Annotated in this window: 14 protein-coding genes; 7 read left to right on the top strand and 7 right to left on the bottom strand. The window is 73.3% G+C overall.

What is annotated here, in order from left to right; genetic code table 11:
* Nucleotides 1-32: 32 nt before the first annotated feature.
* From ACIQVT_RS11510 to ACIQVT_RS11485, 6 genes are all read right to left on the bottom strand, one after another.
* Nucleotides 33-1,406, bottom strand: a complete 1,374-nt coding sequence (locus ACIQVT_RS11510) for an FG-GAP and VCBS repeat-containing protein (protein ID WP_403750818.1) — start codon at nucleotides 1,404-1,406, stop codon at nucleotides 33-35.
* Nucleotides 1,407-1,530: 124 nt separating this feature from the next.
* Nucleotides 1,531-2,310, bottom strand: coding sequence for a succinate dehydrogenase iron-sulfur subunit (locus ACIQVT_RS11505; protein WP_403750816.1), 780 nt, complete (start codon nucleotides 2,308-2,310; stop codon nucleotides 1,531-1,533).
* Nucleotides 2,310-4,064, bottom strand: coding sequence for a succinate dehydrogenase flavoprotein subunit (gene sdhA / locus ACIQVT_RS11500; RefSeq protein ID WP_403750814.1), 1,755 nt, complete (start codon nucleotides 4,062-4,064; stop codon nucleotides 2,310-2,312). The genes ACIQVT_RS11505 and sdhA overlap by 1 nt, the downstream gene beginning before the upstream one ends.
* A gap of 19 nt (nucleotides 4,065-4,083) precedes the next feature.
* A complete protein-coding gene (locus ACIQVT_RS11495; protein WP_121787255.1) occupies nucleotides 4,084-4,578 on the bottom strand; it encodes a succinate dehydrogenase hydrophobic membrane anchor subunit in 495 nt (164 codons plus the stop codon).
* A gap of 8 nt (nucleotides 4,579-4,586) precedes the next feature.
* The gene (gene sdhC / locus ACIQVT_RS11490; protein WP_403750812.1) at nucleotides 4,587-4,967 is read right to left on the bottom strand and encodes a succinate dehydrogenase, cytochrome b556 subunit; all 381 of its coding nucleotides are present in this window, start codon (nucleotides 4,965-4,967) and stop codon (nucleotides 4,587-4,589) included.
* 190 nt (nucleotides 4,968-5,157) lie between these two features.
* Entirely contained in the window at nucleotides 5,158-5,706 is a 549-nt protein-coding gene (locus ACIQVT_RS11485; RefSeq protein WP_403750810.1) for a 2-oxo-4-hydroxy-4-carboxy-5-ureidoimidazoline decarboxylase, read from the bottom strand.
* 151 nt (nucleotides 5,707-5,857) lie between these two features.
* Between ACIQVT_RS11485 and ACIQVT_RS11480 the strand changes: the two genes are divergently transcribed.
* From ACIQVT_RS11480 to ACIQVT_RS11460, 5 genes are all read left to right on the top strand, one after another.
* Entirely contained in the window at nucleotides 5,858-7,546 is a 1,689-nt protein-coding gene (locus ACIQVT_RS11480; protein ID WP_403750808.1) for a glycoside hydrolase family 20 protein, read from the top strand.
* A gap of 144 nt (nucleotides 7,547-7,690) precedes the next feature.
* Nucleotides 7,691-8,257: a hypothetical protein gene (locus ACIQVT_RS11475; RefSeq protein ID WP_403750806.1), complete on the top strand. Its 567-nt coding sequence runs from the start codon at nucleotides 7,691-7,693 to the stop codon at nucleotides 8,255-8,257.
* Between the two features lie 214 nt (nucleotides 8,258-8,471).
* Nucleotides 8,472-8,813, top strand: a complete 342-nt coding sequence (locus tag ACIQVT_RS11470) for a hypothetical protein (RefSeq protein ID WP_403750957.1) — start codon at nucleotides 8,472-8,474, stop codon at nucleotides 8,811-8,813.
* A 133-nt stretch (nucleotides 8,814-8,946) separates the two neighbouring features.
* On the top strand, nucleotides 8,947-9,588 hold the full coding sequence (locus ACIQVT_RS11465; protein ID WP_403750804.1) for an RNA polymerase sigma factor: 642 nt from the start codon (nucleotides 8,947-8,949) through the stop codon (nucleotides 9,586-9,588).
* Nucleotides 9,589-9,666: 78 nt separating this feature from the next.
* Nucleotides 9,667-10,431: a hypothetical protein gene (locus ACIQVT_RS11460; RefSeq protein ID WP_403750802.1), complete on the top strand. Its 765-nt coding sequence runs from the start codon at nucleotides 9,667-9,669 to the stop codon at nucleotides 10,429-10,431.
* Here ACIQVT_RS11460 and ACIQVT_RS11455 read toward each other — a convergent pair.
* Nucleotides 10,428-11,018, bottom strand: coding sequence for a Uma2 family endonuclease (locus tag ACIQVT_RS11455; protein WP_403750800.1), 591 nt, complete (start codon nucleotides 11,016-11,018; stop codon nucleotides 10,428-10,430). The two genes, ACIQVT_RS11460 and ACIQVT_RS11455, sit on opposite strands and share 4 nt — an antisense overlap.
* A 434-nt stretch (nucleotides 11,019-11,452) precedes the next feature.
* Between ACIQVT_RS11455 and ACIQVT_RS11450 the strand changes: the two genes are divergently transcribed.
* Nucleotides 11,453-12,115 carry an RNA polymerase sigma factor gene (locus ACIQVT_RS11450; protein ID WP_403750798.1) on the top strand — a complete coding sequence of 221 codons (663 nt, stop codon included), beginning with the start codon at nucleotides 11,453-11,455 and terminating at the stop codon, nucleotides 12,113-12,115.
* Nucleotides 12,115-13,290, top strand: a complete 1,176-nt coding sequence (locus ACIQVT_RS11445) for a hypothetical protein (RefSeq protein ID WP_403750796.1) — start codon at nucleotides 12,115-12,117, stop codon at nucleotides 13,288-13,290. The genes ACIQVT_RS11450 and ACIQVT_RS11445 overlap by 1 nt, the downstream gene beginning before the upstream one ends.
* Nucleotides 13,291-13,565 lie beyond the last annotated feature (275 nt).

Here is a 13,565-nt window from a genome sequence, read left to right as displayed (position 1 = left end):
CGGTGGGGCTCCCCCGGGTCACGGCGGGACCGTCACTGCGGGAAGGCCGGGAACAGGCCGGTCTCCGAGGCGCCGCCGGTCGTGATGCCGCTCGCGGACGCCCGCAGCAGCACGCTCCTGCGGTACGGGTCGCCGGAGAACAGCAGGTCGGCGTCGCCGTCCCGGTCGAAGTCGCGCAGGCGCACGTTGAGGCCGGCCATCTCGTCCGCCGTGGCGCTGCCCGGCACGCCCGCCGTGGCGCGGGTGAACCACTGGGAGCCGGTGCCGGTCAGGCCCTTGCTCCCGCCGCGCAGGACGTGCACGCCGCCCGCGTTGTGGACCGTGCCGGACTCCTCCTCGGGCACGCCCACGGCGAGGTCCGGGTAGCCGTCGCGGTTGGTGTCGCCGGCGGAGAGGGAGTAGCCGAAACGGTCGTTCTTCGTGGCCGCCGTCGCCACCCCGGCGGTGGACTGCGTCAGGCGGTAGGAGGTGCCCGGGCCGCTCGCGCCGCCGCGCAGGACCACCACGGAACCCGCGCCGCTGTTGTACGGCGTGTCGCTGACGGCGAGGTCCCCGTAGCCGTTCTTGTCGAAGTCGGCGATCACGCCGGTGGCACCGAAGTCCGCCTGCGCGGCGTTGTACGTGGTGTACTTGCCGCGCTTGATGGTCGAGCCGCCCTGCACGAACAACGCGGCCTGCGTCATCCGGCCGTTCTTGTACCCCTGGCCGATCAGGTAGAGGTCGGTGGCCTTGTCCTTGTTCACCTTGCCGGCGACGAGATCGGTCGGCTCCAGCACCTCGGCGCCGCTGGGGCTCACCTCCAGCTTGGTGACGCTGCCCGTCGTACCGGAGCGGGAGAAGCCGCCCCGGTAGACGTAGAGGGTGCCGGTGGCGTCGGTGACGGCCAGGTCCGGCTTGCCGTCGCCGTTGAAGTCGCCGGCGGCGAGGGCCGCGCCGAACGCCGTCCTGGACCGCGCCGAGAGGCGGGTGGCCTGCGTGCCGAGGCCGGTCTTCGAGCCCCACAGAATGGTGACGGCGCCCGCGCCGGCCGTCGTACCGCTCTTCTCGCTGCTGTCGGCCACGGCGAGGTCGGCGTATCCGTCGCCGTTGAGGTCGGCCTGGGCGAGCTGGTTGCCGAAGCTGTCGGCGTAGCCGCCGGCGTCGCCCGCGGTGCCGGGGATGCCGGGGCTGTCCTGGGTGAAGCGGACCGTCTTCGGGCCCGGCCCGGTCGCCGTGCCGTAGGTGACGGTGACCGCGCCGTCCCAGCCGGTGGCGTAGTCGCGGTAGCCGTCGCCGTTGAAGTCGTCGGCGTACTTGGCGGGGCCGGCCGCGGCGGCCGGGCCGGCCGAGAGGGCCAGCAGGCCGCCGGTCAGCGAGGCGGCCGTGGCCGTCGCGAGGGCGACGGCGAGCTTCCTGTGCGTGCGCATGTGTCTCCTTGATCGCGTACACACAGGCAGACCCACGACGCCGCGCGACGGTTGTACGGCGCGGGCCCCGCTCCCGGTCGCGTGACCGGGAGCGGGGCCCGAGGAGCCGCAGAGGTACGGCGGATCAGTAGCGACGCGTGATCAGCGCGCGCTTGACCTCCTGGATCGCCTTCGTGACCTCGATACCGCGCGGGCAGGCGTCCGTGCAGTTGAAGGTCGTGCGGCAGCGCCACACGCCGTCGCGGTCGTTGAGGATCTCCAGGCGCTGCTCGCCCGCGTCGTCACGGCTGTCGAAGATGAACCGGTGGGCGTTGACGATCGCGGCCGGACCGAAGTACTGGCCGTCGTTCCAGAACACCGGGCAGGACGACGTGCACGCGGCGCACAGGATGCACTTGGTGGTGTCGTCGAAGCGCTCGCGGTCCTCGGCGGACTGGAGTCGCTCCCGGGTCGGCTCGTTGGTGTCGTTCGTGATCAGGAACGGCATCACGTCCCGGTACGCCTGGAAGAACGGCTCCATGTCGACGACCAGGTCCTTCAGGACCGTCAGGCCCTTTATGGGCTCGACCGTGATCGGCTTCTCGGGGTTGATGTCCTTGATCAGCGTCTTGCAGGCCAGACGGTTCTTGCCGTTGATCCGCATGGCGTCCGAGCCGCAGATGCCGTGCGCGCACGAGCGGCGGAACGTCAGGCTGCCGTCGACATCCCACTTGATCTTGTGGAGGGCGTCGAGGACACGCTCCTTGGGGTCGATCTCCAGCTGGAAGTCTTCCCAGCTCGCCTCGGCCGAGACCTCCGGGTTGTACCGGCGGACGCGGACGGTGACCGTGATGTAGGGGGAGTCGGCGAAACCGGGCTCGGGCCGGCCGGCCTCGTCCGCCTTGTCCAGAACAGGGGTAGCCATCAGTACTTACGCTCCATCGGCTGGTAGCGGGTCTGGACGACCGGCTTGTAGTCGAGACGGACGGTTTCCGAGCCGTCGGCGCCGACCTCGCGGTACGCCATGGTGTGGCGCATGAAGTTGACGTCGTCGCGGTTCGGGTAGTCCTCGCGGTAGTGACCGCCGCGGGACTCCTTGCGGGCCAGCGCCGACACCGCCATGACCTCGGCCAGGTCGAGCAGGTTGCCCAGCTCGATCGCCTCGAGGAGGTCCGTGTTGAACCGCTTGCCCTTGTCCTGGATCGCCACGTTGCGGTAGCGCTCGCGCAGCTCGGCGATCTTCTCCACGGCCGTCTTGATCGTCTGCTCGGTGCGGAACACCATGACGTTGGCGTCCATGGTCTCCTGGAGCTCGCGGCGCAGCGTGGCCACCCGCTCGCTGCCGGTGGAGTTGCGCAGCCGCTCGATCTGCTCGACGACGAGGGACTCCGGCGCCTCCGGCAGGTCGACGTAGTCGGCCTTCGCGGAGTACTCGGCGGCGGCGATGCCCGCCCGGCGACCGAAGACGTTGATGTCCAGCAGCGAGTTGGTGCCCAGGCGGTTGGCGCCGTGCACGGAGACACAGGCGACCTCGCCGGCCGCGTACAGACCCGGGACGACGGTGGTGTTGTCCGCCAGGACCTCACCCTCGACGTTGGTCGGGATGCCGCCCATCGCGTAGTGCGCGGTCGGCTGGATCGGGATCGGGTCCGTGTAGGGCTCGATGCCGAGGTACGTCCGCGCGAACTCGGTGATGTCCGGGAGCTTGGCGTCCAGCTGCTCCGGCGGCAGGTGGGTCAGGTCCAGGTAGACGTGGTCGCCCTCGGGACCGCAGCCGCGGCCCTCGCGGATCTCCGTGTAGATGGAGCGCGAGACGACGTCACGGGAGGCGAGGTCCTTCATGACCGGCGCGTACTTCTCCATGAAGCGCTCGCCGTCCTTGTTGCGCAGGATGCCGCCCTCACCGCGGGCGCCCTCCGTCAGCAGGATGCCCATGCGCCAGATGCCGGTCGGGTGGAACTGGAAGAACTCCATGTCCTCCAGCGGCAGCCCGCGCCGGTAGACCGCCGCCTGGCCGTCACCGGTCAGCGTGTGGGCGTTCGACGTCACCTTGAAGAACTTGCCGGTGCCGCCCGAGGCGTAGATCACGGCCTTGGCCTGGAAGATGTGGATCTCGCCGGTGGCCAGCTCGTACGCCACCACGCCGGCCGACCGCTTCACACCGTCGACCTCGGCCATCAGCTGGTCGAGGACGTAGAACTCGTTGAAGAACTCCACGCCCTCCTTGACGCAGTTCTGGTACAGCGTCTGGAGGATCATGTGGCCGGTGCGGTCCGCGGCGTAGCAGGACCGGCGGACCGGGGCCTCGCCGTGGTTGCGGCTGTGACCGCCGAAGCGGCGCTGGTCGATGGTGCCGTCCGGGGTCCGGTTGAACGGCAGGCCCATCTTCTCCAGGTCGAGGACGGCGTCGATGGCCTCCTTCGCCAGGATCTCGGCGGCGTCCTGGTCGACCAGGTAGTCACCGCCCTTGACCGTGTCGAAGGTGTGCCACTCCCAGTTGTCCTCCTCCACGTTGGCCAGCGCGGCGGCCATGCCGCCCTGCGCGGCGCCCGTGTGGGAGCGAGTGGGGTAGAGCTTGGTCAGGACCGCGGTGCGGCTGCGCTTCGTCGCCTCGATGGCGGCGCGCATGCCCGCGCCGCCGGCGCCGACGATGACGGTGTCGTACTTGTGGATCTTCATGATTCTCGCAGCCCCGTGCCTAGCGGATGTTCGGGTCGAAGGTGAAGATCACCAGCGTGCCCAGCAGGATGGTGAACACCGTGGCGGTGTAGAGCAGGCCCTTGAGCCACAGGCGGCTGTTGGGCCGCTCGGCGTAGTCGTTGATGACCGTGCGCAGGCCGTTGGCGCCGTGCAGCATCGCCAGCCACAGCATCAGCAGATCCCAGACCTGCCAGAACGGGGACGCCCAGCGGCCGGCCACGAAGGCGAAGCCGATCTTGGAGACACCGCCGTCCAGCACGAGCTGGATCAGCAGGTGGCCGAGGACCAGGACGACCAGCACGATGCCGGACAGGCGCATGAAGACCCACGCCGCCAGCTCGAAGTTGCCGCGGGTCGACTTCGGGGACTTCTTGGTCCGCTTGCGCGGCGCCTCGATCAGCGGAGCCGGGTTGTCGACGGTGTACACGGGGGCACCCTCGACGGGGCCGACCCCGGACGCGGCGGTTTCAGTCGTGACTGAGTTATTCGACATCGGCGGCGTCAGCTCCCAAAGAGGACACGGGCGGCGTGGCCGAGGACCGGGTAGATCGCCCCGGCCATCAGGACGATCCAGACACCCATCACGGCCCAGAACATCTGCTTCTGGTAGCGCGTGCCCTTCGACCAGAAGTCGACGGCGATGACACGCAGGCCGTTGAGCGCGTGGAAGAGGATGGCGGCGACGAGGCCGTACTCCAGCAGCGCGACGATCGGCGTCTTGTACGTGGCTACGACCTTGTCGTAGTCCTCGGGGGAGACACGCACGAGAGCGGTGTCCAGCACATGAACGAACAGGAAGAAGAAAATGAGGACGCCGGTGACTCGGTGAGCCACCCAGGACCACATTCCTTCCCGGCCGCGGTACAGCGTTCCAGCCGGCACGGAAGAACCCTCCGGGAGCGGGGATTAGGGCCGCGCCGGCTTCACTGTCGGTCGGGCCCGGCCGGGTACGGTCCACCGGCCCTAAGCATCGTAGCGAGGCGCCGCGCCGTCGCTGACGGGGGGCCTGGCTGTGTGATCAAACTGGCACGCGGTTGGGCTAGCGGGGAGCCACCCGGGACGCGTGATGCGGTCATTTGCCCGATACGGGGGCGTTCGGGCTGGTCGCGCGGCTTCCGGTGGTCCCGAGGAACTGGCCCAGACGGCCCCGCGCGAGGCGTCGCAGCTCCTCCGCGGCGGTGACCCGTTCCTCCTCGGGATCGTTCGCCAATCGTGACCGGATCGCCTCCAGGACCCGGTCGAGGGCCTCGTCCGGGGGCACGTCGCCGAGATAGATGACGAACCCGTGTCCGAAGCGCGCCTCGTACGCCGCCTGCGCCGCGCCCAGCGCCATGTGCGCCGCCGAGTAGGTGCCGCCGGGCAGCTCCGGCAGTGACTCGCCCGCCAGCGCCTCCGCCAGATCGCCCGGCGACAGGTCGTACGCCGCCTCGTCCGCCGCCGCCAGCAGGGCGTCCACGTCGGGGTACGGGCGGTGGTCCGCGATCCGGCGGGACCAGCGCGCGCTGCGCAGACAGCGCGTGAGGAGGGCGTGGACCTCGTCGGCGGCAGCGGTGTTGAGGGCGTCGAGGGGCGTCGGGAGATACGGCAGACGGTGGGCGGGCAGCGTGGGTCCTCGCGTCACATGCGGTGTGGCAGGGGGTCCTGTGAAAGATGTGGTCAGGTTATCGAGAGTGGTCACGGTGTGTCGCCGTGATGCGTGAATTTCACTCGAACGGAAGAGTTTCCGAACACCTCGATGACCGCTGTGCCGGACGGAGCCGTACGGTGGCAGGGTGACCCAGCACAAGCGCCGGGGAACGGCGCGGCAGGTGATACCGAAGCGGGCGGTGGTGGCCGCCGCGTTCGTCGGGACGGTCGCGCTGGGCACCGGCGTCGGCGTGTGGGCCTCGGACGGCGGTGGCGCGCAGCCCGACCGGAGCGCGCCGCGGCCGTCGGCCGGACGGGTGTCCGGCACGGACCGAACGGCCCCCTCGGCCGCCGACCCCGGCGACAGGGCCGCCGCCTCGGCCGCCCCGACGCCCAGCCGGTCCTACCCGCTGTCGCGGGCCCCGCGCACGATACCCGCGGTCCGCTCCCACACCCCCGCGCGCGGCCCCGGCTGGCGGCCCCGGCACGGGGAGCGGGTGGTGGTGGGCGACCCGAAGCTGGCCGACGAGGGCCGGCTCATAGCCGGGGAGCTCGGGCTGACCTACGCGGGGCGCAAGGGCGCGGGCGACGTCCGGGCCGGGGACGTCCGGCTCACCCTCGGCGGCGGGGGCGGCGGCCAGGAGTCGTACACCCTGACCGTCCACGACGGGCGGGTCGACATCGGCGGGCCGGGCGAGGCCGGGGTCTTCTACGGCACCCGCACCCTGAAGCAGGAGGTCCACGGCGGCGGCACGGCACCGGAGGGCGTCGTCCGGGACCGGCCGGCCAAGCCGGACCGCGGCTTCATGCTCGACATCGCCCGCAAGCCGTTCTCCGAGACCTGGATCGAGGACCGGATACGCGAGCTGGGGGACCTGAAGTTCAACGAGCTGGGACTGCACTTCTCCGACGACCAGGCCTTCCGGATCGAGTCCAGTACCCACCCGGAGATCGTCTCCCCGAACCATCTGACCAAGGCGCAGGTCGAACGGATCGTGGCGCTGGCCGCCGCCCGGCACATCACCGTCGTCCCGGAGATCGACTCGCCGGGGCACCTCGGGGCCGTCATCGCCGCCCACCCCGACCTCCAACTGCGCAACGCGAGCGGCGTCCCCACCAAGGGGGCCGTCGACATCTCCAAGGACGCCTCCGCCCGGATCGTCGACGACCTGCTGAACGAGTACGCGCCGCTGTTCCCGGGCGGCCGGTGGCACCTGGGCGGTGACGAGTACCAGGCGCTCACCGTGCGGGACCCGCAGACCTCCTACCCCCAGCTGGCCGCCGCCGCGCGGCAGGCCCACGGCGCCGGCGGCACCGTCGCCGACCTCACCACCGACTGGCTCAACGACCGTTACGCCACCGTCCGCGCCCACGGCAGGACCGTCCGCGCCTGGAACGACGGCTTCCTCCGGAACACCGCCGTCCAGCCCGATCAGGGGCTCCAGGTCGCCTACTGGACCGGCAAGGAGATCGGCGCCCGGCCACCGGCCGAGTACCTGAGCGCCGGCCGGAAGGTCCTCAACTACAACGACGAGTTCCTCTACTACGTCCTCGGGCAGCCGCAGACCTTTGTCTACCCGACCGGACAGCGCATCTACCAGCAGTGGAACCCGCGGGTGCTGCGCGGCACGACCGCCGTACCGGCCCGCTACGACGCGCAGATCCTCGGCGGCTCGTTCGCCGTCTGGTGCGACCGGGCCGGCGCGCAGACGGAGGGCCAGGTCGCCGCGGGGATCAGGATGCCGCTGCGGGCCACCGTGCAGAAGCTCTGGGACCCGCGCACCCCCGCGCTCTCCTGGGCCGACTTCCGCAAGCTGGCCGACCGACTGGGCTGAGGGCCGGGTGCCCCCGCTCCGGGAGCCGTACGCGCGGTCCGCGGTTGGCCGAAAACCGGCTGATGTGACACTCCCGCGCCGTCGCACGCAGTAAGGGGAAGTGCGGGCTCCGTACCGGTCGGCGCCCTGGCGAGGGGACATTTCATGAGCCTGGTCGAACTGGTCGCACGGGCCGACGCGCGCGGACTGGCCGCCGGCGGATTGGCTTGTACGGATCGGTGTCTGCCGCTGCTCGGCGGCGACGACGAGCTGCTGCGCCCCCTCTGGGCGAACCTCGCCGACGACTCCGACTGGGCCGGGAACCTCAAGAAGGCCCGCGCGGCACTCGGGCCCGTGGAGGCCGCCGGGGTCACCGGGTCCGTCGCGGACGACGCCGCGCGGCTCGTCCGCCGCATGCTGGAGACCGCCCCCGCCGAGCGCACCGCCGAAGCCCTCCGCCCCTGGGCCGACGCCTGCTCGGCCGCCTCGCTGCGCGTCCACCGGCTGCTCGACCCCGCCGCCGACCCGGACGCCGACGGTGCGGGGGACACGGGGGGCCCGTCGCCGCTGGTCGCCGCCGAGCTGCGCCGCCAGACGGCGGTGCTGGAACTCGTCGCCGGACACGGCGCGCACGGCCTGCGCGCGGCGCTGGAGGTGTCCGTCGAGGGCCGTCGCGTACTGCGCGCGGTCGTCTCCCGCCGGGCGCGCGGCGCCGCCGGGCCGGGCGCCTGAGGACGTTTCGTCCCCGTCCCGCGGCGGACCTGCGGCGTTCCCGCGACGTTCGCCGGAACGCCGCGGACCGGGTGACAGAACTCCCGCCCGGCTCGCTCTTCCCTATGTGACGACCCATGCGACGCACCACGCGACAGAGCACGCGACAGGCCGGGCGACGGACCCGTACGGGACGGCGCGGCAGGAGACCAGGCCGCAGGCCGCGGCCAGACCCGTGCGGTGGGCGGCGGACGCGGTGGCCACCCTGCGCGAGGGCGCCCGCGTCCGGCTCGACTACTCGGCGCAGAGCCTGTGGCGCGTCGACCGGATGATCGAGGAGATACGCCGTGAGGGCCCGCCGGACGAGGCCGTCGCGCACGTGCTGCGCGCTCTCGGCGCCTACGCCGGCGAGGTGATCGTCCGCCAGACGGGCGCCGAGTGGTGGGCGAGCGGCGGCGAGCACTGGCTGCGCACCCCCGACGGCCGGCTGTGGGACCCCGTCGACGAGGCCCGCCGCTGCTACGACGGCCACGGCTCGCTCCGGCTGCTGTGCCGCGACGCGACCGCCCGCGGCTGACCGGCCGCCCGCTGTGACACTTCCGTCCGGGCCGACGCTGATGATCGTGGAGGGCGGTGACACGGCCGGGCGTGCCGGACCGTGAGACAGGCGCCACGCAGTGGCCAGGAACTCGGCACGAACGAGGACGGTCTTGGGCCAGGGAGGGGAACCCCGCCGCCCGCAGCCGCGGGACGGGGAGCTGGGCGCGGCCGTCGCGCGGGCCCAGGACGGTGACGAGAGCGCCTTCGCGGTGGCCTACCGGATCGTGCAGCCCGGTCTGCTGGGCTATCTGCGGGGCCTGGTCGGCGAGGACGCCGAGGACGTCGCGTCCGACGCCTGGCTGGAGATCGCCCGGGACATCGGCCGGTTCCGCGGCGACGGCGCCGGCTTCCGCGGCTGGACGGCGACCATCGCCCGGCACCGGGCCCTGGACCACCTGCGCCGCCAGCGGATACGGCCGCGGGCGGCGCAGCTCGGGCAGGACGCCCTGGACCTGCCCGGCGGGCACAGCACGCACGAGCAGGCCCTGGAGTCGCTGTCCACCGCCCGCGCGCTGGAACTGGTGCGGGCGCTGCCCCGCGACCAGGCCGAGGCGGTGCTGCTGCGGGTGGTCGTCGGCCTCGACGGGCCGGCCGCCGCCCGGGTCCTGGGCAAGCGCCCCGGCGCGGTGCGCACGGCCGCGTACCGGGGCCTGCGCCGCCTGGCCCGGCGGCTCGGCGAGCCCCGCCCGGCGGACGGCACCGGCGGTGGTGTGACGGACGGCGACGCCCCGGCGCTGGGGGAGTCGGGATGAACGCCACGGCATGCGGCACGTATGAACGGACGTACGGCGTGTACGGACACGGGTGCGGACACAGGGACGGGAACGGGCATGGCTGAACGGCACAGCGGCGAGGGGCCGCCCGGCCACCGGTCCGCGCACCCCTTCGCCGCCGCCGTCTCCACCCCCGACGCCCCCGGGTTCGAGAGCCGGTTCCGCGCGGCACTGCGCCGGGACGAGGTCGACCCCGAGGCCGAGCGGGGCGCCGTCGCCGCCTTCCGGGCCGCCCGCGCGGCCGGCGCCCACGACGCGCGGACCCGGGCCCGGGACGACTGGCGGCCCGGTCGCCCGCGCCGGGCCCGCCGGTCGTTACGGACCACGCTGTCGCTGGCCCTGGCCAGCCTCACGCTGGGCGGGGTCGCCGTCGCCGCGATCGGCTCCGCCGACTCCGGCCCGCGCCCCGCGCCCCCGTCCCCGGCGGCCCCGGCCGTCTCCGCCGACGCCCGCCCGACCGGGCGCGGGGACACCGGTTCCGCCGGTCCCGTCACCCCGGCACCCGCGCACCCGGCGGCCGCTCGGGACACCCCTGCCCACTGCCGGGCCCACGTCCCGACCGGGAAGCGGGGCGGCGCCCCGGCGCAGGCGGCCCGGCGGCGACCGGTCACCGCGGCGGGCGGTCCCGGAAAGGCCGCCGCCCACTGCGCCGCCCCGACGCCGGGCCCCCGGACCGATCCCCCCGGCAGGTCACGCGCCCGCGCCACCACCGACACGGGGAAGGGCCGGGGCAGCCGGCCCGGCCGGGCGAAGGGCGACAAGAAGGGCCGGGGCACGCACGAGAACGCCAAGCCCGCACCCCCGGCGAAGGGCAAGCGCTAGACCTTGGGCAGGAGGAGGTCGAGATCGATGTCGACCGGGAACGGCACGGGAGTCCTCAGCCGGCCCCGGTGGATGCCGATGGGCACGTAGGTACCGGTCATGGTGTCGAGCTCGTAGGTGTGGACGGCGGGGGACCCGGCCTCGTCCTCGACGCGCCAGAAGTGGGTGATCCCGGCCTGCGCGTACTTGAAGGGTTTGAGCGAGCGGTCGCGGTCGGCCGATTCCTCCGAGACGACCTCGATGACGAGGGCGACGTCGTCGGGTGCGTACCAGGTGCGGTCGGGGTCGTACGCGGCGGTGGTGACCAGGATGTCGGGTTCTGGCCGGCTCTTGCCGTCGAGGCGTACGGTCATCTCGCGCTCGACCTCGAACCCCGTGGGAACCGCCTGCCGTAGGGCGAAGGTCATGTTCTCCACGAGCCGGGAGTGCCAGGACCGCTGTGGCGACAGCATGAAGATCAGGGCTCCGTCGATCAGTTCGGTGTGCCGCGGGGCCTGGGGGAGGTGATCGAGGTCGTCGGCTTCCCAGCCGCTGGGCCGGGGAGGGATCATCCAGTCGGGGAGTTCGGCGGTCACGGCTTCCTCCATGCATTGCCAAGGAGCGGTCGGGGCATCGATCCCGGGCTGATCACATGGACCACGCACCTGGCGTCAGCGTAATTGACTCCGCTCCTCGACGAGTGGCGGTCGCCCCCGTGGCCGCGGACGCTCACGCCCTCTGTCGCCGTCCGGCGTGAGTGGTGGGCCGGGGCGACGGCCGGGGCCGCCACCCCCCACAGGAGAGGCCCCGGCCGTCGCGCGGACGGGCCGCGCACGGCCCGTATTTTCTTCAGCGCCGCACACACGGTTTCTGTCACACCCCGCCACACCTCGGGCACACACCGCCCCGACCCGGCCTCACCCTGCGCACACCCGAGCCCGGTCACGAGTTAGTTGCATCTTCTACAGACGTGGACGGAAGACGGTTTCACGCCGTAACGTGCCTTTCGCGCCGACCGAAGACAGGCGTTAAAGGGAGTGCGGTGCTGGGGGACGACGCGGAGCTGACCGCCGCGGTGCGTGCGGCACAGACCGGTGATGAGACCGCGTTCCGAGCGGTGTACCGCGCGGTGCACCCGCGGCTGCTCGGATACGTGCGCACACTGGTCGGTGATCCGGACGCCGAGGACGTGGCCTCCGAGGCCTGGCTCCAGATCGCCCGCGACCTGGACCGGTTCAGCGGGGACGCCGACCGGTTCCGCGGCTGGGCCGCCCGGATCGCCCGCAACCGCGCGCTGGACCACATACGCATGCGGGGCCGCCGCCCCGCCATCGGCGGCGACGAGACGGAGTTGACCGGCCGGGCCGCCGAGTCCGACACGGCCGGCGAGGCCATCGAGGCCCTGACCACCGACCGCACCCTCTCGCTGATCGCCCGGCTCCCGCAGGACCAGGCCGAGGCGGTCGTCCTGCGCGTGGTCGTCGGCCTGGACGCGAAGACCGCCGCCGAGACGCTCGGCAAGCGCGCCGGCGCAGTCCGTACCGCGGCGCACCGCGGTCTGAAGCGGCTCGCGGAGCTGATCGGCGCCGATCCGGAATCGGCGGGCGGACTCGACGCGCTTCCGCCCCAACGAGAACCACACCGTGGCGCGGTGACGTCCGCAACTGTGACGCATACGCGTACGCGGACGCAGAAGGACATGTGATGGCCGACGAGCAGTACAGGTGGCTCAACCGTGCGACGGCGGACCGCCTACTGCGCGGTGAGACCCCTGAAGCCGTCGATGCTCACGCCCGTGACCAGGCAGAACGCCTTTCCCAGGCGCTCGGCGCGCTGTCCGGGCTGGCCGCGGAGGCCGCCCCCGGCACCGGTGAGCTGCCCGGCGAACAGGCCGCCCTGGCCGCGTTCCGCAAGGCCCGCGAGGCCGCCGACGCCGACCGGGCCGCCACCTCGCCCGCGGCCGACGGCTCCCGCGCGGCGGTGCCCTGTTCCGACGCCGGCCTGGTCCGCATCGGGGCCCGGACCCGTACCGGAATGCCGTCCCGGCGGCCCCGCTGGGGCCGCCCGGTGCGCCTGGCGCTCGCCGCGGCGGTGGCCGCGGGCACGCTCGGCGGTGTCGCCGTCGCCGCCGGGAGCGGAGTGCTGCCCACGCCGTTCGGGGACGAGAAGCCCGGCCCCGCCGCGTCCGTCCCCGCCGACGAGACCTCCGAGGAGCCGCTCACCCCGCCGTCTCCCGGGGCCACACCGGACCACGTGACGGGCACGGGTCCGGGTTCGGGTTCGGCCACGGGCACGCCGGGCGGCAGGCCGGGGGACCGCCGCACCGACGCCTCCGGCGAGTCGTCCGGTCCGGCCGGCGGGACCGACCCGAGCGGCACCCCGGGTTCCGGGGCGCCCTCCGCGACGAACGGCGCCGGGTGGGCCGGCGCCGCCGAGGCCTGCCGGGTCCTGCGGGACGGCCGGGTACTGGACACCGGCCGCAGGCGCGCCCTGGTCGACCTGGCGGGCGGCTCGGCCCGCGTGACCAAGTACTGCAAGGTCGTGCTGGGCGGTACCGGCTCCGGTACCGGCGGCACGGGCGCCGGGAAGACCACCGGCCGGGGCGACGGCGACGGCGACGGCAACGGCAACGGCGGGGACAAGGGCAAGGGCGCCGGCGGGGACAAGGGCGCGGGTGGGGACAAGGACAAAGGCGGGGGCGAGGGCGAGGGGCACGGCGGGGGCAAGGGCCACGCCGGTGGCAGGGGGCATGGGAAGGGCGACGGCGGTGGTACCGGCGGCAAGGGCGGCCGTCACCGCGGTGGCGCCGTCTCCGTCCCCGTTCCCTCCGTCCACGCTCCCGCGGCCCCCTCGCCGACTCCCGCATACACCGCGCCCTGACCGAAGCAACCCCACCTGACCTGCGGTTTCCCTGGCGTCGAAAATTTTTCGGCGCCAGGTGTGACGTTTCTGGACCGTCGTACGCAGTAGAGAGTGAGCCGACTGGTCATCGGCCGTCGCACTGAGCCGGGGTTCCCCCCGTACCCACGGCTCGTGCACCTGGCGCGGGGGGGGGCCCGTGCCCCCCGCCCCCCCCCCCCCCCCCCCCCCCCCCCCCACCCCCCCCCCCCCCCCCCCCCCCCCCCCCCCCCCCCCCCCCCCCCCCCCCCCCCCTA

The organism is Streptomyces sp. NPDC100445 (assembly GCF_044759735.1).
In the GTDB taxonomy this organism is placed as follows: domain Bacteria; phylum Actinomycetota; class Actinomycetes; order Streptomycetales; family Streptomycetaceae; genus Streptomyces.
Note: the sequence above shows the minus strand (reverse complement) of the source record. Positions and strands in the feature narration are given on the sequence as shown.

Coding starts and splice junctions, on each gene's coding strand:
- ACIQVT_RS11495 (WP_121787255.1), bottom strand. CDS start 4,578: ATGTCGAATAACTCAGTCACGACTGAAACCGCCGCGTCCGGGGTCGGC.
- ACIQVT_RS11510 (WP_403750818.1), bottom strand. CDS start 1,406: ATGCGCACGCACAGGAAGCTCGCCGTCGCCCTCGCGACGGCCACGGCC.
- ACIQVT_RS11460 (WP_403750802.1), top strand. CDS start 9,667: ATGGCTGAACGGCACAGCGGCGAGGGGCCGCCCGGCCACCGGTCCGCG.
- sdhA (WP_403750814.1), bottom strand. CDS start 4,064: ATGAAGATCCACAAGTACGACACCGTCATCGTCGGCGCCGGCGGCGCG.
- ACIQVT_RS11475 (WP_403750806.1), top strand. CDS start 7,691: ATGAGCCTGGTCGAACTGGTCGCACGGGCCGACGCGCGCGGACTGGCC.
- ACIQVT_RS11455 (WP_403750800.1), bottom strand. CDS start 11,018: ATGGAGGAAGCCGTGACCGCCGAACTCCCCGACTGGATGATCCCTCCC.
- ACIQVT_RS11505 (WP_403750816.1), bottom strand. CDS start 2,310: ATGGCTACCCCTGTTCTGGACAAGGCGGACGAGGCCGGCCGGCCCGAG.
- ACIQVT_RS11445 (WP_403750796.1), top strand. CDS start 12,115: ATGGCCGACGAGCAGTACAGGTGGCTCAACCGTGCGACGGCGGACCGC.